Source organism: Pelagicoccus enzymogenes, assembly GCF_014803405.1.
Taxonomy (GTDB): domain Bacteria; phylum Verrucomicrobiota; class Verrucomicrobiia; order Opitutales; family Opitutaceae; genus Pelagicoccus; species Pelagicoccus enzymogenes.
The window spans coordinates 216435-239037 of record NZ_JACYFG010000007.1 but is presented as its reverse complement, the minus strand read 5'-3'; the positions used below and the strand labels follow the sequence as shown (position 1 = coordinate 239037).

General features: G+C 54.8%; 22 protein-coding genes and 1 tRNA gene. 14 read left to right on the top strand and 9 right to left on the bottom strand.

The features are described 5' to 3' along the window. Window positions 1-98: 98 nt before the first annotated feature. Genes IEN85_RS06995 through recN form a run of 4 tightly spaced genes read right to left on the bottom strand, consistent with a single transcriptional unit; the run spans window position 99 to window position 5006 of the window. Window positions 99-1292 carry a glycosyltransferase gene (locus tag IEN85_RS06995; protein WP_191616366.1) on the bottom strand — a complete coding sequence of 398 codons (1194 nt, stop codon included), beginning with the start codon at window positions 1290-1292 and terminating at the stop codon, window positions 99-101. Window positions 1293-1327: 35 nt separating this feature from the next. Further along, window positions 1328-2506, bottom strand: a complete 1179-nt coding sequence (locus IEN85_RS06990) for a glycosyltransferase (protein WP_224772494.1) — start codon at window positions 2504-2506, stop codon at window positions 1328-1330. 23 nt (window positions 2507-2529) lie between these two features. Then, a complete protein-coding gene (locus IEN85_RS06985) occupies window positions 2530-3339 on the bottom strand; it encodes an SDR family NAD(P)-dependent oxidoreductase (RefSeq protein WP_191616365.1) in 810 nt (269 codons plus the stop codon). A gap of 5 nt (window positions 3340-3344) precedes the next feature. Beyond that, window positions 3345-5006 carry a DNA repair protein RecN gene (gene recN / locus IEN85_RS06980; RefSeq protein WP_191616364.1) on the bottom strand — a complete coding sequence of 554 codons (1662 nt, stop codon included), beginning with the start codon at window positions 5004-5006 and terminating at the stop codon, window positions 3345-3347. Between the two features lie 162 nt (window positions 5007-5168). On the opposite strand from recN, the gene IEN85_RS06975 reads away from it, so the two are divergent. The 6 genes from IEN85_RS06975 (at window position 5169) to trhA (ending at window position 12106) form a co-directional block, all read left to right on the top strand. Continuing rightward, window positions 5169-5245: transfer RNA gene (locus IEN85_RS06975), tRNA-Val, on the top strand. A 580-nt stretch (window positions 5246-5825) separates the two neighbouring features. Next, window positions 5826-6917, top strand: coding sequence for a sensor histidine kinase (locus IEN85_RS06970; RefSeq protein WP_191616363.1), 1092 nt, complete (start codon window positions 5826-5828; stop codon window positions 6915-6917). Further along, a complete protein-coding gene (locus tag IEN85_RS06965; RefSeq protein WP_191616362.1) occupies window positions 6914-7591 on the top strand; it encodes a response regulator in 678 nt (225 codons plus the stop codon). The genes IEN85_RS06970 and IEN85_RS06965 overlap by 4 nt, the downstream gene beginning before the upstream one ends. A gap of 1403 nt (window positions 7592-8994) precedes the next feature. Next, window positions 8995-9633, top strand: a complete 639-nt coding sequence (locus tag IEN85_RS06960; RefSeq protein ID WP_191616361.1) for a hypothetical protein — start codon at window positions 8995-8997, stop codon at window positions 9631-9633. 139 nt (window positions 9634-9772) lie between these two features. After that, entirely contained in the window at window positions 9773-11179 is a 1407-nt protein-coding gene (sufB, locus tag IEN85_RS06955) for a Fe-S cluster assembly protein SufB (RefSeq protein WP_191616360.1), read from the top strand. Between the two features lie 306 nt (window positions 11180-11485). Next, window positions 11486-12106: a PAQR family membrane homeostasis protein TrhA gene (gene trhA, locus IEN85_RS06950; RefSeq protein WP_191616607.1), complete on the top strand. Its 621-nt coding sequence runs from the start codon at window positions 11486-11488 to the stop codon at window positions 12104-12106. A 264-nt stretch (window positions 12107-12370) separates the two neighbouring features. On the opposite strand, the gene IEN85_RS06945 is transcribed toward trhA, so the two are convergent. After that, window positions 12371-13114 (bottom strand): BON domain-containing protein, encoded by a 744-nt coding sequence (locus tag IEN85_RS06945; protein WP_191616359.1) that lies wholly within the window; start codon window positions 13112-13114, stop codon window positions 12371-12373. A gap of 194 nt (window positions 13115-13308) precedes the next feature. Between IEN85_RS06945 and IEN85_RS06940 the strand changes: the two genes are divergently transcribed. Continuing rightward, on the top strand, window positions 13309-13464 hold the full coding sequence (locus IEN85_RS06940; protein ID WP_191616358.1) for a DUF3309 domain-containing protein: 156 nt from the start codon (window positions 13309-13311) through the stop codon (window positions 13462-13464). Between the two features lie 50 nt (window positions 13465-13514). Here the strand turns inward: IEN85_RS06940 and IEN85_RS06935 are convergent, their stop codons facing one another. Then, window positions 13515-14699: a sensor histidine kinase gene (locus IEN85_RS06935; protein WP_191616357.1), complete on the bottom strand. Its 1185-nt coding sequence runs from the start codon at window positions 14697-14699 to the stop codon at window positions 13515-13517. Between the two features lie 209 nt (window positions 14700-14908). Here IEN85_RS06935 and IEN85_RS06930 point away from each other — a divergent pair, with 209 nt between their 5' ends. Further along, window positions 14909-15274, top strand: coding sequence for an HPF/RaiA family ribosome-associated protein (locus IEN85_RS06930; RefSeq protein WP_191616356.1), 366 nt, complete (start codon window positions 14909-14911; stop codon window positions 15272-15274). Between the two features lie 183 nt (window positions 15275-15457). Here IEN85_RS06930 and IEN85_RS06925 read toward each other — a convergent pair whose 3' ends face one another. Then, window positions 15458-15661, bottom strand: coding sequence for a DUF3185 family protein (locus IEN85_RS06925; protein WP_191616355.1), 204 nt, complete (start codon window positions 15659-15661; stop codon window positions 15458-15460). A gap of 432 nt (window positions 15662-16093) precedes the next feature. Here IEN85_RS06925 and IEN85_RS06920 point away from each other — a divergent pair, with 432 nt between their 5' ends. Together IEN85_RS06920 and IEN85_RS06915 are read left to right on the top strand one after the other, a co-directional pair. Then, window positions 16094-16744: a DUF2959 family protein gene (locus IEN85_RS06920; RefSeq protein ID WP_191616354.1), complete on the top strand. Its 651-nt coding sequence runs from the start codon at window positions 16094-16096 to the stop codon at window positions 16742-16744. Between the two features lie 248 nt (window positions 16745-16992). Continuing rightward, on the top strand, window positions 16993-17322 hold the full coding sequence (locus tag IEN85_RS06915; RefSeq protein ID WP_191616353.1) for a sll1863 family stress response protein: 330 nt from the start codon (window positions 16993-16995) through the stop codon (window positions 17320-17322). Between the two features lie 334 nt (window positions 17323-17656). Here IEN85_RS06915 and groL read toward each other — a convergent pair whose 3' ends face one another. Together groL and IEN85_RS06905 are read right to left on the bottom strand one after the other, a co-directional pair. Then, window positions 17657-19279 carry a chaperonin GroEL gene (gene groL / locus IEN85_RS06910; protein ID WP_191616352.1) on the bottom strand — a complete coding sequence of 541 codons (1623 nt, stop codon included), beginning with the start codon at window positions 19277-19279 and terminating at the stop codon, window positions 17657-17659. A 145-nt stretch (window positions 19280-19424) separates the two neighbouring features. Further along, window positions 19425-19637 (bottom strand): DNA-directed RNA polymerase subunit omega, encoded by a 213-nt coding sequence (locus IEN85_RS06905; protein WP_191616351.1) that lies wholly within the window; start codon window positions 19635-19637, stop codon window positions 19425-19427. 606 nt (window positions 19638-20243) lie between these two features. Here IEN85_RS06905 and IEN85_RS06900 point away from each other — a divergent pair. The 4 genes from IEN85_RS06900 to IEN85_RS06885 all read left to right on the top strand — a co-directional run bounded on the left by IEN85_RS06900 (window position 20244) and on the right by IEN85_RS06885 (window position 22594). After that, on the top strand, window positions 20244-21029 hold the full coding sequence (locus IEN85_RS06900) for a DnaJ domain-containing protein (protein WP_191616350.1): 786 nt from the start codon (window positions 20244-20246) through the stop codon (window positions 21027-21029). A 188-nt stretch (window positions 21030-21217) separates the two neighbouring features. Next, complete coding sequence (locus IEN85_RS06895) at window positions 21218-21553, top strand: chaperone modulator CbpM (RefSeq protein ID WP_191616349.1); 336 nt, start codon at window positions 21218-21220, stop codon at window positions 21551-21553. Between the two features lie 157 nt (window positions 21554-21710). Then, window positions 21711-21851, top strand: a complete 141-nt coding sequence (locus IEN85_RS06890) for a DUF3309 domain-containing protein (RefSeq protein ID WP_191616348.1) — start codon at window positions 21711-21713, stop codon at window positions 21849-21851. Window positions 21852-21901: 50 nt separating this feature from the next. Beyond that, the gene (locus tag IEN85_RS06885) at window positions 21902-22594 is read left to right on the top strand and encodes a hypothetical protein (protein ID WP_191616347.1); all 693 of its coding nucleotides are present in this window, start codon (window positions 21902-21904) and stop codon (window positions 22592-22594) included. Window positions 22595-22603 lie beyond the last annotated feature (9 nt).

Below are 22603 nucleotides of genomic sequence, written 5' to 3'. Positions count from 1 at the left end.
GCGCACAATGCACTGCCCTTCGGCAGCAAGCCGTTCCCCTAAGCAACCCCAAGCTAATTTGAGCTACTTCCCCAGTTTATCCCGACAAAAGCTCCGCGTCATCCTCCACGGGCCGTCTCCAAACACCGAAGCAGGTAGCCGGTATTCCTATCAGCCACGAATTCACGCTCTACCCACTGGCGAGCCGCCTGAGCGAGGCGAAGCCGTAAGTCATAGTCCTCTTGCAGGGCCCGACAGCGCTGTACCCATACCAGAGGCTCCCAAGGGGGGCAAAGATACCCGGTAACGCCCTCTTCAACCGCTTCGACCACCCCTGATACGGGAGACCCAAGAACGACAGCTCCGCTCGCCATCGCTTCCGGCACCACGTTCGGCAGCCCGTCGCGATCCCCGCTCGACGCGACGATTCCCGTATGAAACAAAAGGTCGGCCCAAGCGAGTTCGTCCAGCACTGCATCCTCGGAAAGCCTTCCAGTCAAACGTACCTCCGCTTGCAAGCCTAGCTCGCCGATCTCCGCCCGGATCTGCTCCTCCATCGGTCCGTCGCCAATGATCTTGGCTTCGAAACTCAGACCTGCGACCTTCAACTGACGATAGATTTCCAGCTGATAAGGAAAACCTTTCTTCTCCACCAGCCGCGCCACGCAAACGATCCTCAAAGGATCGCACTTGGCCCGCGGCTCTCGCGAGGCTGGCAACGAACTCAGGCCTCTACGAATGAGCTGCACCTTCGCCTCTGGGCACAATGCTCGTATCCGATTTTCCGCTACCTTGGTCGAGACGTGAACCAAAGCAGATCGCTGGCATTTCATCTCCAGCAACCAATCTCCTCCATGTTCAAAAATATCGTAGGCGTGAGCGCCCGACGAATAAGGAGCGCCCGATAAGGCTTGCGCCATCAAGCCGAAAGCTGCAGGTGCGCTCGACCAAACGCAGTGAACCACGTCAGGAGAAAACTCGCGTATACGGTTTTCCAATACAATCGCCGCTCCCAATCCAAGAAGGTTCTCGAAAAGGTTCAATGCCGACGCAGGTCTTCTGGCGTTCATCTCACGCACTAGCGGCATGAGCTCGGTTCCTCGCCGCCACAACGCCGCCGGGAGACGATAGAACAGCCTCAGGAGCTGCCATTTGGAGAAACGATGCACCGGATGCCCCTCGAAGTCTCCTTGACCGGCATGCAGAGAGACGATTTCCAGTGTCACGCCGGCCTTCATCATAGCCCGAGCTTCCCGCTGCAAAAAAGTCTCAGAGTAGACAGGGAAGCTTGTGGTGACGTATAGGATTCGCATGGAGGCTTTCGCAAAACCGCGAAACTAGGCGAAGGCTACGCTCCCACAACCTTTAAAGCAGGACGATTCTCCCCTCGCGCCGCATCCCGAGCCAAATCCACTAGCAAACGGATCGTATCGCGCGGATCGTCCTTGAAACGCATCTTGGAAAACCGCCGTTTCAGTTCGCTAAACTTCCCGGATGAGCGGAACCAGTCCGCCAGCAAGGCCTCGAAATCTTCTGCCTTGCTGATCTTTACCGCAGCATCGTCCTGCATGAAGTACTTTACCGTCAGCTTTTCCTGCGGCATGACACCGCCAAATCCATTGAAGACGATTGGACACTCGAAGTGCAAAGCCTCCGCGCAGGTGGTCGTTCCCCCTCTGGTCACCACGAAATCAGCGGCCTGCATGTAGAGGTGGATTTCGTTGGTGAACCCGGTAATGTTACAGCTGAAGTCAGGATTGCGCTCTTTCCAGCGCGAAGCTTCCAAAAAGACTTTCTGGTTTCGCCCGCAAACGACCACCGCTTGGTACTTGTCGGAATGCCGCTTCAAAACTTCCAACAGCGCGATGTGATTGTTCGCCCCAGCTCCGCCTGTAGTTAGGAATACGATACGGCGATCCGACCTTAGCCCCAAACGTTCCGTTATGAAGCGATGGCGTTCGATCGGCGTTAGCGCTTCGCGATAAATGCGGGGCATCAAGAACTGTCCGCGTACTACGATCTTCTCCTCAGCCAGCTTCAGGGCTTTGATCGCGTAATTCTTCGCCGTTTCCGTTCGCGATATGTACAAATCAACCGAGGGCTCGACCCAATTGCGGCTGTATCCGTACCCGCCGGAGAACTCCGAACAATAAGTCGCGCAACGAACGTGCTTCCCGAGCACCTTGCGAGCGTGCTGGAAATAGCCCCGATTCAGGCAGTCATGCACGCTAAATACCAGATGCGGACGGTAGCTGCGCAGCACTTGATCGTAATACGGCCGCCCAAGCGAAACCTCGTTCTTGTTCAGGAAACTCAAGCCCTCCACCAGCAAGTAGTAAGGATGGTGAAACCAAGGAGCGTGGCGCTGGATAAAGTTGTAGAAGTTCACCCCGAATCGAGCCACTCGCGAGGAATCTTCCAACATGCTTTCAACCCGCACGTCCACCTCCCAACCGTAGAGCTCGCGGACCCAGCGACGGAATGCCGTCGCCCGGGCGTCGTGTCCGCCGCCCGTGCTCGAAGTCAAAACCAGTATCCGTAACGCCTCCACTATCGATCGTTTCCTACGTTGTAATACCGAAGGTTTGCGGCCTGTTTCGTCTTTTGCGAGACCATTCTATGAAACAAAGAGGCAACAAACGCCTGAAAAAAGCCGCCTACACGCACCACCCCTTGCTTGTCTGAGCCAATGTATTTCACGAGTTGCTTCGCAACGTGTTCGGCGCTGGGACCATTCGCCACGTGCCGACACATAGCAGCCCAAACCCGTTCTTGGCGGGTGCCCTTCAAATCAACCTGCATGTAGTCGTTGAAACGCGTATTCACATCGCCAAGACGCAGCTCCAGGACACGAGCCAGTCGCGGATCACGCTCCAAGCGCAGCGACTCGCAAAACGCTGCCAACCCCGCCTTCGCAGCGTTGTACCCACTCATGTAGGGGATCGGGTACTCGACCGCGAGCGAGCCTACGTTCACCAATACTCCGGGACGCTCTTCCGTCCACTGCTTCATTGCGAGGTGGGCCAGCTTCATGCTTCCCAACAACATGGATTGGACCTGCCCCTCCCATTGCTCGAAGCCGCTTTCGCCAAATCCGCCGAAGACCCCTGCCCCCGCGTTGTTCACCAAGACGTCGCATCCAATTTCCGATATCCGTCCTTCGCCCCAAGCTGCCTCGACCGACGCGGAGCTGGACAAATCCAAGCGCAAAGGACTGATACTCTGCGGCCACTCGACTTCGCCCGGATTTCGAGAGGTTCCAAAAACCTGCATGCCAGCGGCCGCCAAGGCTTCAGCGATGGCGCGGCCGATTCCACGACTTGCCCCCGTCACCAACGCCTTTTTTCCCGCAAGCCGCATCTAACCTAAAGCGCCAACAATTCCCGGGCGTGCGAAAGCGCCGACTTGGCTTGACGGTCTCCCAACATGCGAGCGAGCTCTTCCACCCGGCTTTCCGATTCCGTATCCATCCTGCGGATCTTCACCGCAGCTCTATTTCCGCTCTGGTCCTTTTCCACAAGGAAATGCTGCTTCCCGAGAGCTGCGACTTGAGGCAAGTGCGTGATGCAAATCACCTGATGGTTGTCGCCGATCCCCTTGAGCTTTTGTCCAACGATGCGACCAATCTCGCCTCCGACGTTAGCATCGACCTCGTCAAACACCAGCACCGGCACGCTGTCGACGTCAGCTAAGATCGTCTTCAGAGCCAGCATCACCCGAGCGAGTTCGCCGCTGGAAGCCACGTCGCTGAGCGACTTCATCGGCTCGCCCACGTTCGGCGAAAAAAGCAAGTCAGGCAGGCTGTCACCGTGGGACTTGAGACTGGTCTGATCCAACATCTGGATACCGAAACGCCCCTTCTTGAATCCGAGCTCCAGAAGCATTTTTTCAGCCTTCTTCGCCAAGCTCTTGCCCGCGGTCAGTCGCTTCTGCGTCAAGCGTGAAGCTAAAGCTTTCAGCTCGCCTTCGACCTTGTCCGCCTCCGCATGCAAGCGTTGCAAGCTTCCCTGAATGTCGCCCTGAGACTCCAAACGCTTGGCCATCTCCTCGCGAGCCGACAAAACCGCTTCCACGTCGCGACCGTACTTGCGGCGCAGGTCCTGCCAGTCGTTCATCTTCTGAGTCACCTCCTGAGCGAATTCGGGCTCGAATTCCAATGAAGACCCCAGCTGCTCATACTCCGCTCCCAGCTCTTGAGTTTCGATAATCAAGCTGTTGAGCCGCTCCGCCAGATCGGACAGGCTCGGATCCAGCTCCGCCGCCTGCTCCGCAGCCCGCGAAAGCTGCGAGATCAAGTTCAAAGCCCCCTCGTCCCCGCTCAGGCCATTGCTCAACTCCGCAGTCAGTTCCAAGAGCTCCTGGGCGCCAGACACTCGATTGAAGTCCTGCTCCAATTGCTCGATGGACTCGTGCGACAGCTCCAAAGAATCGATGACCTGCAACTGGGCCTTGATAAAATCGATTTGGTCGGGAGCCAACTGGGACGCTCCCTGCAGCTCCTCGATTTCCCCTAGGATCGCCCGCCAAACGCGATATCGCTTCCCGTACTCCTCGGCCTCCTTCTCAAGACCTCCGAACAAGTCGATCAACTCCAGCTGGCACTCGCTCTTCAAGAGCCGCTGCGGCTCGCCCGGGCCATGAAAATCGATCCAGGTCTCGCCCAGCTCCTGCAAGTTCGTGAGCGTCGCGAAGCTGCCGTTGATGGAAATGCGAGACGGCTTGGAAATGTGCAGGGAACGCTTCAGCACCAGCATGCCCTCCTCGCAGGCCGGCAAGTCCATGCCACGCAACATGTCATCTATCGCTCGGGAATCCTCGAACCAGAGGGCAGCTTCCACGTCGCATTGCTCCGTGCCCGAGCGGATCACCGACTTGTCCGTACGCGCTCCGGAAAGCAGACTCAAGGCGCCCAGCAGAACGCTTTTACCCGCTCCCGTTTCACCCGTAACGACAGTGAATCCCGACTCGAAATCGATCGAAGCAGACTCCAGCAAAGCAAGATTGGCGATTTTCAGGTATTGTAGCATGGCGGCACTATAGTGGGACACCTCAGAAATTGGCTGTCCTACCCCTGAAAATCACGCCTGAAATTTAGCGAAATTTGTTCTTGCCCAAGAATTCGATCGATACCAACTTCTGGCCTTCAAATTTCGGACCGCCAAGCGCGGATTCGGAAATGGAAACGAAATGGGGGATTAGCTCAGTTGGTTAGAGCGCTACCTTGACATGGTAGAGGTCCCGAGTTCGAATCTCGGATCTCCCACCATTTTAACCGAAGGAAAACAGACGCCTTCGGTCTTTTTATGTCCAGATCTCAGGAAACGCCCCGGATCCGAGGTGAGAACGACCCGAGTGTCAGGCCTTCTCGTTTCACTCGTGAACGACGGAGCGAAGCGCAGATGGGCAATGCGCAGCATTGGGACGAAGTCCTGATGAGCGAAGCGAAGAACCAATCTCGGATCTCCCACCACCTAGGCCATTGTTTAAGAACGACTTATATCGTATCGGTAAGCAATTAAGGAATTTGCTTTCATGTGTCACGACAACACCTGTCGACACCTATTTCTGCTAATATTGGAGTCCTTTCTCTTCCAACTCGCTTCCGACTCGCACAACGAGCCCGAATTTTATTGCCCGCATCGCCCCACCGAGAAAGCACGACCTGTACCGCGTGCCCGAACCGAAGAAGAGCAAACGAGGCGAATGGCTAGCCCCGGCAATGGTAGGACAAGACCCTAGCGCCAAAAGCTCGCAAAGAAGCATACCCTAAAATATAAGAATCACTACATGCCCGTTACGCCCGCCACAGCCCTACCACAGCAGCCCTGCCTTCCAGCCCCCGTCCAATGAAAACGAAGGCAGAAATCACCAGCGAATCCTTCGCGAGCGACTACCGAAGCGAGCTGAGCGAGTGCCTTGGCACTCAGCGATCGAGCAAATCCGCAACGCAATCCGCAACAGACCTCGGCAAGCGAGCCGCAGAGAGGGGCATGCCCGTCAACAAACTGCTTTCCCTCCATTTTTCCGAGCTCGAGAAACAGTGGCTCGCCTTGCCCAATGCTGGCTTGCAGCCTGACCTTTCAACCAGGAAGCTGAGGAAAGCCAACCGTTTCCTATCTAACAGCCTCGCCCCGCTTGAAAAGTCGACCCGCCAGGAGCTCAAATCACTCCGATCTGAACTCCGAAGCACTCATAGCCAATTGACAAAGGAAAATTCCCGCTACCAAGACTTGCTCAAAAAAGCCACGCGGGACCAGGAGCGGGCAAAGCTCACCAACCGCCAGTTCCTCCTCGCTCAGGAAGCGGAGCGCAAGGAGATCAGCCGAGAACTGCACGATCAGGTCGCCCAGATACTCGCTGGCATCAACGTCCGGCTCTCCACACTCAAAAAGACATCCAGCATCGACCAGCAAAGCCTCGAAAAGCGCATTACAAAAACCCAGCTTCTCGTGGAGCAATCCGTCAAACTCATACACAGCTACGCCCGCAGGCTGCGGCCCGCCATGCTGGACGATCTCGGACTCCTCCCGTCCCTGCGCACGTTGATAAAGGACGTCTCAGAAACCGTAACCCTCGACATCCAGCTCGAAGCTTTCCCGACCATCGAAACGCTCGACAACCGCAGCCGCACCGTTCTTTACCGCGTAACGCAAGAGGCTTTGACCAATGTCGTGCGCCACGCGAATGCTAAAAACGCCACAGTGCGGATCCACGAGGCAGACGGCAAAGTCCATCTCACCATCAGCGACGACGGCAAGTCCTTTAGTGTCGGACGTATCCTCACTTCCCATACAAATAATCGGCTCGGCCTCATCGGTATGCGGGAGCGAGTGGAAATGCTGGGCGGATCCTTCGCCATTGAATCAAAAGCCGGCGAAGGCACCGAAATTATTGTCGAAATACCCACAACCCTCGACGACGAAAGAACCGATCAATGACTCACACTAGAATACTTCTCGTAGAGGACCACGCAATCGTGAGGGAGGGCTTCCGTAACTTGCTCGAACTCGAAGAAAGCTTCGAGGTAGTCGGAGAAGCCCCCGACGGAAGGACAGCGATCGCACTCGCCCACAAGCTGGCCCCCGACGTCATCGTCATGGATATCGCCATGCCCGGACTCAACGGCTTCGAAGCGACGCGCCAAATCCTCCAGGCCGCACCCGATGCTCGGATCCTCGCCCTTTCCGCGCACGGTGACGACGAATACGTTTACCACATGAGGGAATTGGGCGCCGCCGGATTTCTTCTCAAGCAAAGCTCCGGCGAAGCCCTGACCTGCGCCATCAACGAAATCGCAGCCGGACGCTCCTATTTCAGCCCAGCCATCCAACAACGCCTCAGCAGAGCCGAACACAAAGACAGGCAGGACGGGATCCGCTCCGGCAAGGCAAAGCGTTCCCTCACCGCTCGTGAAGCAGAGGTGCTTCAACTCGTCGCCGAAGGAGCGGCCAACAAGCAAGTCGCCGCTGAGCTGGGCATCAGCATCAAGACCGTCGAAAAGCACCGCCAAAAACTTATGGACAAGCTCGACATCCACGACACCGCCGGCCTCACCCGCTACGCCATCGCAAACGGTGTCATCGAAAACAGGATACAAGCCACTACAACCTAGAGCATTTTCCAAGTTTCTAGTCGCAAGGAGGCAGGCCGGAACCTGCTCTGCAAGGCCAGATAGGTTCGGGGCCGCCACTCCGTAGGCCACTGCAAGCTTGCGCACGGGACGAGGCTAAACCAACACGCTCATACCTCTGCAGATCCCATCTGTAGGTGGTACAACGCCCCATATCACCAGAGTAATGTTTAGTATAGTATAGACTCTTGCTTGCCGAGAACCGCCATCATCAACTCACATTTCCATCAACTGTGTTCGGCAGCGAGCGACGACACGCAACAGTAGCAGTGTGAAAGAGGTAATCGTAATTGGCATCGGAGCATTGTTTTTTATGCTAGCCTCGATTGTCGTCACCTTTCTCTACGCGTTCTACAACAGCCCGAAATACGAGCGTAAAGAACACAAGAGAGGGAGCTAGAAAACCAATAGCTCCCCAGCTGCTCCCCAGCTGCCAAGCGAGCCCATCAAGGGGGTTAAAAGCCTCTGGGACACGAAACAAGAGCCTGAAGCCTGAGGAGCGAATCTCCCAGATGCGGCTGCAACCTAGTCCTCAAGCTCTTTCCTTCCGATTTTTCGAATAGTAATGGCACATCCGTCTAAGGCCCTATTCTGCATATCGCGGTCCGACTCACCCGTCACATCGATCTTTGCCTGCTCGTAATCGGATTGTGTAACGCTCGCCGACGTCCGCCCTGAAAGACGAGCCAGCTCATGAGCCCGCTCGTTCACTCTCGCGCGACCAGCGCCGCTCGCTCCCGTTTCTATTGTAGACAGTGTTTTCGATAAAAAACTTCGATTCATAATGGATTCCAAGATTTTATTATAGAAACACCATTTCCGCAATAGGGCACGAACCTACCGCCCAATTGGCCTCAAAAACGATACATCATACTCAGTATCCCCTCGTTTCCACAATAGCCAAACAACCTCACCCTGCTACGGTGATATATAAACTCCCAATACGAACCTTCGAAGTTCAAAATGCTATTAAACAGGCCCGGTAGGCAATCACCCAATAGCGATAAACAGAAGTTTCTGTTACCTTGGAATCCAACACTGCAATGTCTTTGCCTAACAACTGTTGCCCGGACCAAATAACCTTACCTTGCCTAAAACACTGCGATCCACCGTGTCAGCCGACAAAGAGAGGCACCCTATTCGTTTCAAAAACCGCAGACACAGGGGAGCTTGCTCAACCCCAATATCCCCTTTCTCGACGCAATCCGCTATCAAATAAAACCCAGAATCGTGACCTAACGTTTTACGAGGTTTCGAAGAGTAGATTATCGATATCTGTGACCACTCTCTAATCAGCGTTTAACGGAGACAATTGATTACTATATTTTAAATAGGAACGGAAACTCACCCCTTCATTTCAACATTAAAAACAAACATCAAATAATATGCTTATAAATTCTAAATACTTCAAGCGAATCCTTATCGCAGCATCGGCTTTTTCAGTCATTGCAATGGCTTCAACGTCTCGAGCGACCATATCCGTCGAACTCTCCCCAACAGTCACTCCTGCAGCAGGCGGGTTCTTTGACTGGTCCTACGATACAACGTTTATCAACAGCTATACCCAAAAAAATGAATCACGGATTACCATTTTCGATTTCGAGGGATACGTGCCCGGCTTTGAAGTCACCCCCTTTGGCTGGACATTCACGACCGCCCCAACTGGCCCAGCACTTTTATCCGATGCAGCTCAATTGGCGGTGCCTTCCCACACCGACTTAAGTATTCCCAACCTAATCTGGAACTTTACTGGAATCTCGGGTCCCACCTTGGACTCATCGACATTGATGTTCGGGGCGCGCAGCATGTATGGGGAAGAAGTAATCCGCTCGTACGGAACGCGTGATCGCGCTGACAGTGGAATAGCGGAAACCAATTCAGCAAGCCAAGGTCCCACCTACTCGCCGAAATCGCATGCAGTACCTGACCAATCGTCCACACTTGCTCTGTCCGGAATTGCACTATTTCTGATCGGAACACTCGGACGTTTCCGAGCCAAAAATAGATCTTCAGGCAAGCAATAAAGCGGTCCAGGGCAACCACCCAACTCACACCCACCAATGGCCCATCGAAGATGGGCCATTACTTTTCGCTCCGGTCCCAAACAAGGATCTATTCCGAAACATCGAACGCCCCCGTTCCCTTAGAACAAGAGCACAAAACATGAAGGCAGACACCAATATCGAAGTCGACAGGGAGCGCGGAAACTTCCGCTTCACAGAACACCACACCTACGACGCTGGCACCGGCCTGAGCGAGCAGACCATCGACTATATCTCCGACGTCAAAGGGGAAGCGGACTGGATCCGCGCCTTCCGCAAAAGGGCCCTCGCCACCTTTCTCAAAAAACCGCTTCCCACCCATTGGGCCACCACCGACCTGGCAAACATCCACTTCGACAAGATCCGCTACTACCTCTCCGGAGACCGAAAGACTAAGAAAAGCTGGGACGAAGTGCCCGACGACGTGAAGCAAACCTTCGAGCGCCTCGGCATTCCGGAAAACGAACGTCGCTTCCTCGCAGGCGTCGAAGCCCAGTTCGACAGCGAATCCGCGTATTCAAACATCAAAGACAGCGTGTGTAAACAGGGCGTGCTGTTCATGGGCAGTACCGAAGCACTGATGCAGCACCCGGAGATTTTCCGCAAATGGTTCGGAAAAGTCATCCCTACTGCGGACAACAAATTCTCCGCGCTCAACAGCGCCGTCTTTTCCGGCGGCTCCTTCATCTACATCCCGCCCGGGGTCAAGGTCAGCCACCCGCTGCAAGCCTACTTCCGCATCAACGCGGAAAACTTCGGACAGTTCGAGCGCACCCTGATCATCGCTGACGAAGGATCCGAAGTCACCTACATGGAAGGCTGCACCGCCCCAAAATTCGACACTGCCACCCTGCACAGCGCCGTCGTCGAACTCGTCGCCCTGCCCGGAGCTAAGATCGAATATATCACTGTGCAGAACTGGTCATCCAACGTCTACAACCTCGTCACCAAACGAGCCCTCGCCCACGAAAACGCCATCGTCAAGTGGATCGACTGCAACATCGGCTCCCGCCTCACCATGAAATACCCCGGCGTCATCCTCAAAGGCCGCGGTGCCCGCGGAGAAGTCCTCAGCATCGCTCTCGCGAACGACGGCCAACATCAGGACACCGGAGCCAAGATGATCCATGCCGCCGACAACACCTCCAGTAACATCATCGCCAAATCCATAAGCGTCGGTCACGGCCGATCCACCTATCGTGGTCGCGTCCACATGCCCAAGCGCTTAAAAGGCTGCAAGAACAACACCGAGTGTGACGCCCTCCTCATCAACGCCTCCTCGCGGACCGACACCTATCCCGCGATAACCATTCAAGGACAGCGAAACGTCGCCCAACACGAAGCCTCTGTAAGCCGCGTATCCACAGACCAACTATTCTACATGCAGCAACGCGGACTGAGCAACGCCCAGGCTATGAGCCTCAGCGTTAACGGCTTCGTGAACGACCTCACCCGACAATTCCCCATGGAATACAGCGTCGAGCTAAAGCGCCTCATCGAACTGGAAATGGAAGGTTCCGTAGGTTAGATTCAACTACAAACGAGCAGGACGCCACGCACTAAGTTAGGGCGTCGATTGCTCCGTGCAACCCGGACACAGACCTTATGATGGATCAATTATTAGAGTTAGGAATGGGCGTCTGGACCCTTCTCGGCGCCATCGTCGTTATCTGTATCCTATATGCAGTGACGAAGAAGCGACCTAAATAGGCTTGGGCAATAGCTCCCCCCGAAAAGTAGGACTCAAATCCAATCCTCCCAAGCTAACGCCAAACGGGAAGGGATGGACTTTTCAAGTAACCGCCCCGAGAGTGTTATCGAAATCCAATCTCGCATGGAAAAAGGGGAACGATTCAATAGCATAACGCACATCGCCGGAGCGGTCTTAGCCCTTTGCGGAGCCGCCGTTCTGGTTACCTTCGCGTCGTTGCAAGGCGACCCTTGGAAGATCGTCAGCTTCAGCGTGTACGGCGTCAGCTTGCTCCTGCTCTACGCAGCCTCAGCCCTCTACCACAGCCTGCACGCAGGACGCGCCAAAGCCCTGTTCCAGACCTTCGACCATATCTCGATCTACCTTCTTATCGCCGGCACCTACACGCCCTTTACCTTGGTGACCCTGCGCGGAGGCTGGGGCTGGTCGCTCTTCGGCGTCGTGTGGCTCCTCGCCCTGGTCGGCTCCATACTGGAGCTTCGCCCTAAGTCCGCCAGCCGCGTCCCGTCGGTATCGATTTACCTAGGCATGGGCTGGCTGATCCTCGTCGCCATCAATCCCCTGCTAGATTCCCTGCCCCGCTTCGGACTGTTGTGGCTGGTCCTAGGCGGCTCGCTGTACACCGTCGGCGTAGTCTTCTACCTCTTCGCCAATCGAGTCCGTCACTTCCACGGCATCTGGCACCTTTTCGTCATCGCCGGAAGCGCTAGCCACTTCTGTTCAATCTTTTTCTTCGTCAATTGAAAAGGATAATGTATTATGTATCCACTTCACATTACAATCTCCCAACTTCTTCTATTTGATATAGACACTGGCGATACTTGAAGCATTTAGGCTCTGAGAAAGGTAAAACCCGAGGATGCAGATAACAGGTTTTCTACTCCCTCACCCACCGACAGGGAAGCTACTTGAGTCGGCGGAATACTGCCAGACCAAAAAAAGCGCGGCCACCTTTTCGGCGACCGCGCGGTTTTCCCTCTGATCCTCAAAACGAGATAGAACAGTCCATTACCCTTTGACGGTCATGTTGTTCGTCACGGACTTAACGCCGCGAACATCCTTGGCAAGTTTCCCAGCGAGCGAGCGGGCCGCATCCGACGCGGCAACACCGCCCAAAACCACCACGCCGTCGATAGTGGAAACCGAAGTCTTGAGCGCATGCGTCGATTTGCTGTTCAGCAGCGCAAACTTGACCTGGGCCGTGATTGAGGCGTCGTCGACCAACTCTGCAACCGACTCCTCGCCATCAGAAGGCACTTCGATTTCAATGTTGTTGGTCACCGACTTCACCCAGTCGATCTCCTTGGCATAGATCCCCGTCAGCTCCTTTTGCGCTTCGTTGCGAGCGGTGCCCCTCAATGTCACTACGCCATCTTCAACCGAGACATCCGTAGAAGCGGCGCTCACGTTGGCCTTTACAAGCAGCATGCTGCGGACCTTGAAAGCCATCCACGCATCGGAATGTTCTTTGTACTTCGACTCGATCTCGAGGTTGTTTTGCACCTTATCCACGCCAGGTATCTGCTTGACGGTATCGGCTGCCAGATCCTTTTCGCCTTGGTCCTGAACCTTACCGGATAAAGTGATATTTCCATCAATTGATTTGGCGATTACATTGCCGGACAATACCGTGCTAAAGTTGTAGGACGACTTGGCCGCTTCCTCGATCTTGCGATCGCTCTGAGGCGAGGCAGACAACAAGGCGGGGCTCGCGATCAAAGCGAGGAGCACTGATAGATATTTTGTTTTCATATTGTTTTCATAATAATTATATTATCTGCGCGAGTCGCGAAGATAGACTTGATTATATAATACCGTACTCAATCTCCTTTCGCCATGGGGCGTTACCCGCTACGTGCGGACAATGGAAACGCCTCGCTTGCGCCTCGCGCGCTTAGGACAAGGCCCCATAGAACTCACGCCTACAAATCGCTTACACTGCCGACATGAATATCTTACTTCTCGTTTTGTTGGCTGTCATTCTATTCGGAGGCGGTGGTTTCTATTACGGTGGCCCCGCCTTTGGTGGCGGCGGACTCGGACTGGTCCTACTCGTCTGCTTAGTTATATATTTCCTAGGCGGTTTCCGAAATCGCCTCTAGTTTCACCCGAGCCGAATCAAGTGGAGGCGCTAAAACCACGACTCGGCCCGCTATTCGGAGGATTCCCGCGGTAGTAGAGTCGTGAGCGTCGTGCCATCGTCGCCAGCGCTAACCTCGATTGCGCCACCGTGGGCGCGTGCGATCTCCGACGCGATGAATAGGCCGAGGCCAAGGCCTGGTCGACTTCCATGGCTCGACCGCAACGCAAACGGCGAAAACAAGGATGCCCGGTTTTCCTCGGATAGCGGCGGCCCGCCATTCGTTATTGCGATCCGCACCATATCCCCCCGATAGTCGAGCCCGATGTTCACAGGCTCCGAAGGCGGGCTGTGCTGCAGCGCGTTTCCCAACAAGTTGGAAAGCAGTTGGCGGAAGCGGACCTCATCGACGCACGCCACCACTGGATCCGAATGTAGCAAGCGAATAACCCGCCCTGGACGAGACAAACAGAGTTCGCTGATCGCTTCGCTCGCAAGTACAGTCAAGTCCAACTGGCATCGGCGTTCCAATGGAATCCCCTTGCCTAGACGACCGCGGGCAAAGTCAAGCAGATCCTCGATCAGATTCCCGATCTGAAGGCCACAGCTGCGGAGGATCTGATACAGTTCGTCGCGGTCTGGCCCGTCATTCTGAATCCGCATCAGGTCCGCTGCCCAGATTATGCTAGTCAAAGGGTTTCGTAGATCGTGGCCTAGCACCGCGATAAACTCCTCGCGAGCTCGGCTTGCCTCCCGTTCCGCTAAAAGTTGCTCCTCGAGCTCCTGCCGAGGACACTTCGTGCACAACTGCTGTCGCAGGAGCTCTCCCAGCAGCGTCAGCACCCCTACCATATCGGGCTTGAATGCGTTCGGCCTCCCGTCAAAGACGCAAAGCCATCCAAAAAGCTGCCCTTCGCAACCGGAGATCGGAAGCCAGATGCACCTACCCGGGCCAGCAGATGGCGGGGTTCCGTGCTTTCGAGGAAACCGCTCGGCTCCCACCGATTCCGCGAAAGGCAAAAAAGCCGAGTCGCCAGAGCGTACGAGAATGGTTTCACCCATCTCAAGCCGGTCGTCTACAGCGAGGCCGTAGTCCATGCAGTCATGGACGCCACACGCCGTCCATTTCCCATCCATCAAGCGAGCCACCAAGGCCAACCGCATGCCAGTGAGCTCGCAAACAAGCTTCAGAATCGTCGGCACAGCACTGGCAGACGCGGGCTGCGGAATTTCTCGGGAGGATGTAGTGACGGACATAACAGAGTTGCAAGTCGACGCTCATGTGAAATCGGCGACCCTGCGGCGACCCTGACCATCGGTTTCGGTTTTGAACAAGGATCACCTATGATGCACAGAAAAGCCCAATGCCCCAATAGGGTCATACCCGCCCCCAAGCCGCGAATGGAAGAGAGGCAGGTCTAGGCCCCATAGACGCATTCTCTCGGACCGGCCATACTCCCTCTGCAATGCAGATTCAGATTAACACCGACCGAAGCCTCGAAGGCCGCGAAGCCTTGTTTGCGTACATCCGAAAAGTCGTAGCGCACTCACTCAGTCACCAAAGCGAACACATCACCCGCGTAGAGGTTCATTTGGCCGACGAGAACGGCGCCCATGACGGCTCGAAGGAAATGCGCTGCACCATGGAAGCTCGACTTGAACACCACCAGCCCCTCGCCATCTCCCATGAAGCAGCAAACATACACCAAGTGGTCAACGGTGCCACTGAGAAGCTCGCTCAATTGGTCAAAAGGACCCTCCGAAAGCTAAGGGAAGAAAAGGGTCACCGCACCGATCCGCCGCCACCAAGCCCGGAAACGACGGCTCTGTAGGGACCCGATGTTTGGAACGTAATAATATACAACTCTAACACACACATCGTTGGGGAAGCGCGGTTGCATGCGAAATGCCGCGGATCATCCTACTCGTTCGCATCCGTTGCCTCTACAGCTCCGCTCCGACGCGTGCATTCACGCTTTCGATCTACCTGTTCCAGAGAAACGCGTGGGCTTGGTTTAATTCGACGAGCCGCGAAACAGGCCAGCAAGGCCTATCGCAAGAAGAGTGGCACCGCCCGCCAGCATCCAAATTGCTTCGTCCGTCGGCGATCCGGTAAAGAAGTTCGAAAATGTGGAGCTAATCGAGTCGGCGGCACTCAAGCCATAGACAATAAGAGCGCCACCACAGATCGAGAGGCCAATTGAAAAAATTCTATTCATAAGCATAGGTCATGGAATCGGGCTACTTTTCCAGGGCAACCAGCATACTCGAGAATCGTAGCTCCCACTATGGGGCCTAACCCGCATCGAGAGCTAGAGAGGGCTTGATACACCTCTTCAGGAACGGTCCACAGCACCTCGTAATGCAAGTGCCCGTTAACTAGCGCGCGAGCTCCCCCCAGTAGGCGAAGACCCCGTAGCGGCAAAAGCAAAGAACCGTTAAACTCCCAACCAACTAAATAGATCAGGGACAGGCGCAGCGGCATCAAACAAAACGCCGCAAGGTGATTCCGTCTTCCAACGGATGGCGGCCAAGGCAGGTCGACCCAAACGAAATTCAAGAAACGCGAACCAACGAAGCAGCCCTGCGAATCGTAGTTGTTTAATACATACTTCTGACTATTTCCGTTCGGTTACCAACCAAAATAAAATATGAAAACACATACATCACTTATCCTGCTCGCAGCTGTTGCTGCCCTGCTAATCGGTTGCTCTACCCTAGGCTACAAAAAAGCCCAAGACACTTCGTCCTCACTACGCGAAACCGCGCAAAGCATCGACGATAGCATACCGCCCCTTGATGCCGTCTTGGTGGCTCTCGACAACCTCGTGAAAACTCCAAACCAAAACCTGATCGACCAATATCAAAGCTACAGATCCGCATTGGCCAACCTAGGGTCTTCTATTGGAACGATAAATTCAAGGGCTCAGGACATGCAGCTACTTGGAGACGCCTATTTTCTCAACTGGGAGGGCGAGCTTGCCAAGATTCAGAACTATGAGATCGCAACAGACAGTCGTGATCGCAAGACACTTGTATCCAAAAAGTTCAGCGCCCTGAGCGAAAAATATGTTTCGCTCAACAAATCGCTTACCCCCTTCATGTCGGACCTTACCGACATCCGCACCGCCCTAGGCACCGACCTCACGGAAAAGGGTCTGAAATCCGTCGAAGGCGTCCTGAAAAAGTCAACTCGCGAGGGTGCCCGCATTCGCGATTCGCTCACGAACCTCTCTGCGGACTTCCGCAATCTCGGTATGGAAATGGAATCCTCCTCATCGGTAGCTGATACTGCTCGGTAACGAGTAATTCGCTTCTCTACTTTTATCAAAAATGTCCCTCCTCTCCACTCTCGCGCAATTCGCTCGGTGGTGGGAGAGGCAACAAACACAAAATCACTATGAAAACTATAATTCTTTCAACCTCACTCATTATCGGGATTCTAGCCGCTGGATGCTCGCAACCATCAGAAAAATCCATGGCGGCAGAGAAGACGGCCAAAGACCCGGTCGTAAAAACGGAAGCGTCTATTGACACTTCCTTATCCAAAATGAAGGCATTCTCGTTCGAGCAAAAGCAGGCTTTCTCCGAAGCGATGAGCAAGCAGCTCGTTGTCATTGAATCCGAAATACAATCCCTCGAAGCAAAGATGAAAAACGCCTCCGATTCTGTAAAGGCTGCGGGGCAGCCTAAGCTCGCGGAGCTGAAGGAACGGGCGACCTCGCTGAAAAAACAGATCGCAGCCATCGCCGATGCCACCCCCACTACCTGGGATGGCATGAAAGCCGACTCGCAAAAGGCCTACGACGCCCTCAAACATAACGTCGACGAGTCGCGCCAATGGCTAAGCGACGCAATTCAACCAAAGAACGAGACCTAGTCCATACCGACTGGCACGGACCAAAGAATATCAAGCGCAAGAAACGAACGAAACACCGTTCAGATCTAATGCGCAAACTCGCTTCTAAGGCGCGGTCAGAAAGGCCGCGCCTTAGTCGTAATCTGCTAGGTTACACCTAACGTAGGGCGCGGCGCTCGCCCCGTCCCGCGATGGATTGATATATACTCTGCGGGACGGTACGAGTGCCGCACCCTACTGCGAGCTCGCGTTTTAAGACGCAATGGCCTCTGCACCGCAGCAACGAATAGCTCGAACTCGCTCGCCAGTTCGAGAACAAACCCTGCAGCACGGGCGCCATGGACCACGCCGCGACTCAGCTCAAGGCTCCTGCAGACCCACGCCTTTGGGCGGCATGCTTCGTTTCCTCGAAATCCACGATCATGCACTCGGTAGTCAGCAATAGCCCAGCAATCGAAGCCGCATTCTGCAACGCGACTCGCGTCACTTTCGTGGGATCGACGACACCGCTGAGCAACAAGTCTTCATAAGCTCCAGTCGCTACGTTGTATCCATTGTTCCCTACTGCCCTTGCGACCTCCACTACGACCACGGATCCTTCAACGCCGGCATTCTCGCACAGCGCTTGAATGGGCGAGGACAAGGCACGGCGCACGATCTCTATCCCGAGCTGCTCGTCCCCTGAATACCTCAAGGCCTCCACTGCCGCGCGGCAACGCAGCAACGCCACTCCCCCGCCCGGCACGATTCCCTCTTCTACGGCAGCCCGTGTCGCATGCAAGGCATCCTCCACACGAGCCTTCTTCTCCTTCATTTCGAACTCAGTAGCCGCCCCCACGTAGATAACCGCCACCCCGCCGGCCAGCTTGGCCAGACGTGCCTGCAGATTCTCCCTATCAAAGTCCGATGTGGTTTCCTCCAGCTGCCGGCGGATTTTCTTCACCCGAGCGGCGATTCCTGCCGCATGCTGCCCGTCCGAGTACAGAATCGTAGAGTCTTTATCGACCCGGACGCGCTTGACCCGGCCTAAATCCTCAAGCGTAAGTCCTTCCAAAGTCAGGCCAAGGTCCTCGGTGACAAAGCGCCCGCCGGTAAAGCTTGCGATATCTTCCATGAAGTCCCTGCGGCGCTCCCCAAAGCCAGGAGCCCTCACCGCGCATGTATTCAAGCTGCCGCGCAAGCGGTTCACAACCAACGTGGCCAAGGCTTCGCCGGTGATGTCTTCCGCGATCACCAAGAGCGGCTTGCCCGACTCCGAGATCGACTGCAGTAGCGGCAGGATATCTTGCAAACGAGCCACCTTCTTTTCGTGGAGCAATACATAGGCGTCTTCCAAGTCCGTATCCATCGTTTCACTATTGGTCACGAAATAGGAGGACAGGTAGCCGCGATCGAACTGCATCCCTTCGACCACTTCCAGCGTCGTCTCAACCGACTTGCCTTCTTCGATCGTGATGCTGCCATCCTTGCCGACCTGGTTCATGGCATTTGCGATGATCTCTCCGATTCCGCTTTCCCAATTGGCGGAGACGGTCGCGACCTGCCGAATCTCCTCAACTGTCCACACTGGCTTAGAAATGCGAGCGAGCTCCAGAACGGCAGCCTCTACCGCCCGGTCGATGCCGCGCTTGAGAAAAATCGGGTTTGCCCCAGCCGCAACATGCTTGATCCCTTCCCGGTAGATGGACTCGGCCAGCACTGTCGCGGTCGTGGTGCCATCACCTGCGATGTCCGAGGTATGGGACGCCGCCTCCTTGACCATCTGGGCCCCCATGTTCTCGTAGGGATCTGAAAGCGTGATCTCCTTCGCCACGGTTACACCATCCTTGGTCACAATGGGAGTTCCGTAAGAACGATCAATCACCACGCTACGCCCTTTCGGACCTAAGGTAACCTTGACCGAACGTGTCAGCAGCTCGACGCCGCGTAGTATTTTGCGACGCGCTGCCTCGTCGAACATAAGTTGTTTCGATGCCATAAATTTATCTTTATAAAAATTGATCCCCCCAATTGCAGTAGAACCGATTGGTCCCTCCTCAATGGGCTTTTCTTATTCACATACCCAATGGGATTTCTCCTCACACCTGCTCTCAAAATTTGAGGACTTTTCGTCACCGGTATTATCAATACGGTACTTTTCCAGAACTTAGCTCGTAGCTGATCTTTCCTTCGATTATTTCTCGGAGGGCGACGTCCTCAAGCGCCAGCTTCTCCAACGACTCCACCATTGGCTTGCTGCCTTGCCGCAACTGTTTCACGCGCCGCGATACAACATTTACCAGAACATAGGGATCGGAAACAATTTTACGTGCTGCCTTGATCAGTTCGTCTTTCATATAAAATAGATTCCACAAGACTCCAATGGCCGTTTATTCGAAATGATACCTTGAGGCACGACACTCAACATACTCTTATTTCATGTCCGGATCCATGGGGTGTAACCCTGATGCAAGCGAAATGGTCCTGATCAGTATGCTCTTACCCAACTATCGCAGCTCACGCCGATCTATTCTAATCAGCTGCTATTAGCCGCCAAGTCGAGTACGCTGCCATTACGATCCCCCCACATAGAACAAACAAAGACTCGTCTCGCGGCAAATCAAAGAAAAATCGAGTAATAATCGTATCGAATGAATTCGCCCGGCTCAGCCCATAAGCAACCAACGCAAACGCAATTGCGAACCTGCTTATAATAAAGAAAGTTTTCATAATGTTAATTAACCAATCAGGTTATGGAGGAAGAAAAACCAAGGCTCTTGTACCGAAAAAACCCAGCAGACTACAAAGGGGATAGATTACCCAATTGGCATCAAACTGGGTATGGGGCGTAACCCGCCCTCAAGCGAACAAGCCACCTGGAAACAGGCGGGCAACACCCCATCGCTTTCTCGTTTCAACTACCTTATAATCGATAGGCCGATTCACTAATCGAGAGCCTTCCCATGTCAGTCGATTTCAAGGATTATTACCAGACACTCGGAGTCGAGCGAACGGCGACCCAGGCTGATATCAAGAAAGCATTCCAAGCGCTCGCCCGCCGTTACCATCCGGACGTCACCAAGGAGAGGGACGGCGCCGCAGATAAGTTCGCCGCCATCAACGAGGCAAACGAAGTACTTAGCGACTCCGCAAAACGCTTCAAGTACGACACTCTAGCATCTGAACACAACGAACCCGCTCGCCTTTGCGCCCAGCAGCCGCGATGGCAGGCTGGGACCTCGAGTAAAACCGGACGCCCCGAATTCCATTTTTCGGGTACCGGCTTCAGCGACTTTTTCGAGCAATACTTCACCCCCAGCTTCGAGACCCGCCATGGAGATACAGCGGAAGGCTATTCTTCCATTCGGAAAGGCTTGGATTTCGAAGGCGAAATTCCAATTACGCTCGGCGAAGTCCTAAGAGGCACAGTGCGGGACGTCTCTGTGAAACGTGCGGACCCTCTGTCTGGCAAGATCGAGCCACGCTCCTTAAAGGTACGCATACCAGCAGGGGCACAGCAAGCTCGCCCTATTCGCGTCCCGGGCAAAGGAAGCCCCGGCTCCGGTTCCGGCCTCTCTGGCTACTTGTATCCACGTATTCGCTACGGAGCCCATCCAGAATTTCAAGTCAATGGCTCAGACCTGCTTTTCGAGCTCGAACTAGCGCCTTGGGACACAATGCTCGGATTGAAAGCCAAAGTCCCGAGTTTGGAGAGTGCCATCAAAGTCAACATACCCGCCTCCACCTAAAATGGAACTCGACATCGCGTTCGCAAACACGGCCTACCGAACGGTCCCAAGCAAACCCGATGCGACCTCATCGTCGTCGTTGATATTTCAATACCTAAGACTCTCACCTCCAGTGAAGAAGCACTTTGGAAACAGCTTCGCGAAGCTTCCACACACCCCGTAAGCGAGCGAACAACCGAAACCGTACTATGAGAAAATCAAACCCAACTCCCTCGCAAACCATCACCCTTATCCCCGAGATCTATTCCGTGGACGACTCATATTCGATCGAAGAAGTCGTGCGTATCACCCATGTGCCCCGATTTCAGATTGCCGTGTACTGTCGCTACGGATTCATTTCCACCTTGTCCGAGCCTCAGCGCGACGGTTGGCGCTTCGACCCAAGCTCTATCGTAGCGCTGCAACGCATCAGGCATCTCAAGCGGACCTATCAGCTCAACACAGCTGCCGTAAAACTCGTCTGCTCGTTGATGAACGAAATAGACCATCTGCGCGACGAAGTCGGCAAACAACCTTCAGAATAAGACGACCTGTCGCCTGATAGCATTGCGTTCCCTCTCCTTTAAACCGAGAATCAAACGAGGGAGTGGTAGGTCTAGACCCCGTAGCGCTGGCGTCGCGCTTCAGGTACAATCGAACTGGTAAAAGCTGACTTCACAATGGAAACGGCCTAGCAACACCATGACCCACTCCGCATTCGTCGCAGTCCTATTATTCCTCATTGTGGGCGCCCTTCCGCGCTGGTCGCACAGCCGCGACTGGGGCTACTACCCAAGCGGAACCCTGCTCGCGATACTCGCGCTCATTCTGCTCCTCCGGTAGAGCACACTGAGAGGACCCGCCTTTCTGATACCGTTCGGCAGCTAGGACTTATGATGCGCGATTCCCACACGCTATTTGGCATGCCCGCCCTCGCTACCGACGGAGCGTTCGGCTACGTTACAGACTTTTACGTCGATCCATCGTATTGGAAAATCTGCTACATCGTCGTCAAGACACATGCGTGGTTCGACGGCAGGCTGGCACTCGTCGCGGCGCCGTGCGTCCAGCCAAGTCTCCTTGGCCACCCTGGCTGGACAATGATCAAGCGCGCACGCGAGCGGATCGCCCACCTCCCAACCGTAGACTGTGACAACGCAAGCGCCCCGCCCTCTTCGCTAGACCTTGATACATCCCATTTCCTGCCCAGCCATTGGGAAACCTCAGGCCAGGGAAACCGCTCCCATGGCCCCGCACTCCTTCCACCCAGTTCATTTCACCGCAATGGGCTTCACAGCTTGAAGTCCGCAACCGGTTATCGCTTAGAAACCAATGACGGCGCGGCGGGCAAACTCCAATCCGTGGCCCTCGATATCCAGCAGTGGGCGGCAACCGAGTTCCTGATCGAGTCGAAGCAATGGTTCAGGCAGTGGCGAGTCGGGCTTCCCGCCCGTTTCGTCGAGAGCATCGACCGGGAAAACCGTACACTCCTTACCAAGCTCTCTCGGAGCGAGGTACGCGAGGCCCATATCCCTCACTTAGAACAAAGCCTGGAACCGCTTCCAGACAAAGCAGGAACTGCTTGAAGACCGCTT

What these genes read in the sequence shown, in the direction of transcription:
- IEN85_RS06985 (WP_191616365.1), bottom strand. Translation starts at nt 3,339, where the DNA reads ATGCGGCTTGCGGGAAAAAAGGCGTTGGTGACGGGGGCAAGTCGTGGA.
- IEN85_RS06890 (WP_191616348.1), top strand. Translation starts at nt 21,711, where the DNA reads ATGACCCACTCCGCATTCGTCGCAGTCCTATTATTCCTCATTGTGGGC.
- sufB (WP_191616360.1), top strand. Translation starts at nt 9,773, where the DNA reads ATGAAGGCAGACACCAATATCGAAGTCGACAGGGAGCGCGGAAACTTC.
- groL (WP_191616352.1), bottom strand. Translation starts at nt 19,279, where the DNA reads ATGGCATCGAAACAACTTATGTTCGACGAGGCAGCGCGTCGCAAAATA.
- IEN85_RS06995 (WP_191616366.1), bottom strand. Translation starts at nt 1,292, where the DNA reads ATGCGAATCCTATACGTCACCACAAGCTTCCCTGTCTACTCTGAGACT.
- IEN85_RS06885 (WP_191616347.1), top strand. Translation starts at nt 21,902, where the DNA reads ATGATGCGCGATTCCCACACGCTATTTGGCATGCCCGCCCTCGCTACC.
- IEN85_RS06960 (WP_191616361.1), top strand. Translation starts at nt 8,995, where the DNA reads ATGCTTATAAATTCTAAATACTTCAAGCGAATCCTTATCGCAGCATCG.
- IEN85_RS06940 (WP_191616358.1), top strand. Translation starts at nt 13,309, where the DNA reads ATGAATATCTTACTTCTCGTTTTGTTGGCTGTCATTCTATTCGGAGGC.
- IEN85_RS06915 (WP_191616353.1), top strand. Translation starts at nt 16,993, where the DNA reads ATGAAGGCATTCTCGTTCGAGCAAAAGCAGGCTTTCTCCGAAGCGATG.
- IEN85_RS06945 (WP_191616359.1), bottom strand. Translation starts at nt 13,114, where the DNA reads ATGAAAACAAAATATCTATCAGTGCTCCTCGCTTTGATCGCGAGCCCC.
- IEN85_RS06935 (WP_191616357.1), bottom strand. Translation starts at nt 14,699, where the DNA reads ATGTCCGTCACTACATCCTCCCGAGAAATTCCGCAGCCCGCGTCTGCC.
- IEN85_RS06925 (WP_191616355.1), bottom strand. Translation starts at nt 15,661, where the DNA reads ATGAATAGAATTTTTTCAATTGGCCTCTCGATCTGTGGTGGCGCTCTT.
- IEN85_RS06920 (WP_191616354.1), top strand. Translation starts at nt 16,094, where the DNA reads ATGAAAACACATACATCACTTATCCTGCTCGCAGCTGTTGCTGCCCTG.
- IEN85_RS06905 (WP_191616351.1), bottom strand. Translation starts at nt 19,637, where the DNA reads ATGAAAGACGAACTGATCAAGGCAGCACGTAAAATTGTTTCCGATCCC.
- IEN85_RS06930 (WP_191616356.1), top strand. Translation starts at nt 14,909, where the DNA reads ATGCAGATTCAGATTAACACCGACCGAAGCCTCGAAGGCCGCGAAGCC.
- IEN85_RS06965 (WP_191616362.1), top strand. Translation starts at nt 6,914, where the DNA reads ATGACTCACACTAGAATACTTCTCGTAGAGGACCACGCAATCGTGAGG.
- recN (WP_191616364.1), bottom strand. Translation starts at nt 5,006, where the DNA reads ATGCTACAATACCTGAAAATCGCCAATCTTGCTTTGCTGGAGTCTGCT.
- IEN85_RS06970 (WP_191616363.1), top strand. Translation starts at nt 5,826, where the DNA reads ATGAAAACGAAGGCAGAAATCACCAGCGAATCCTTCGCGAGCGACTAC.
- trhA (WP_191616607.1), top strand. Translation starts at nt 11,486, where the DNA reads ATGGAAAAAGGGGAACGATTCAATAGCATAACGCACATCGCCGGAGCG.
- IEN85_RS06900 (WP_191616350.1), top strand. Translation starts at nt 20,244, where the DNA reads ATGTCAGTCGATTTCAAGGATTATTACCAGACACTCGGAGTCGAGCGA.
- IEN85_RS06895 (WP_191616349.1), top strand. Translation starts at nt 21,218, where the DNA reads ATGAGAAAATCAAACCCAACTCCCTCGCAAACCATCACCCTTATCCCC.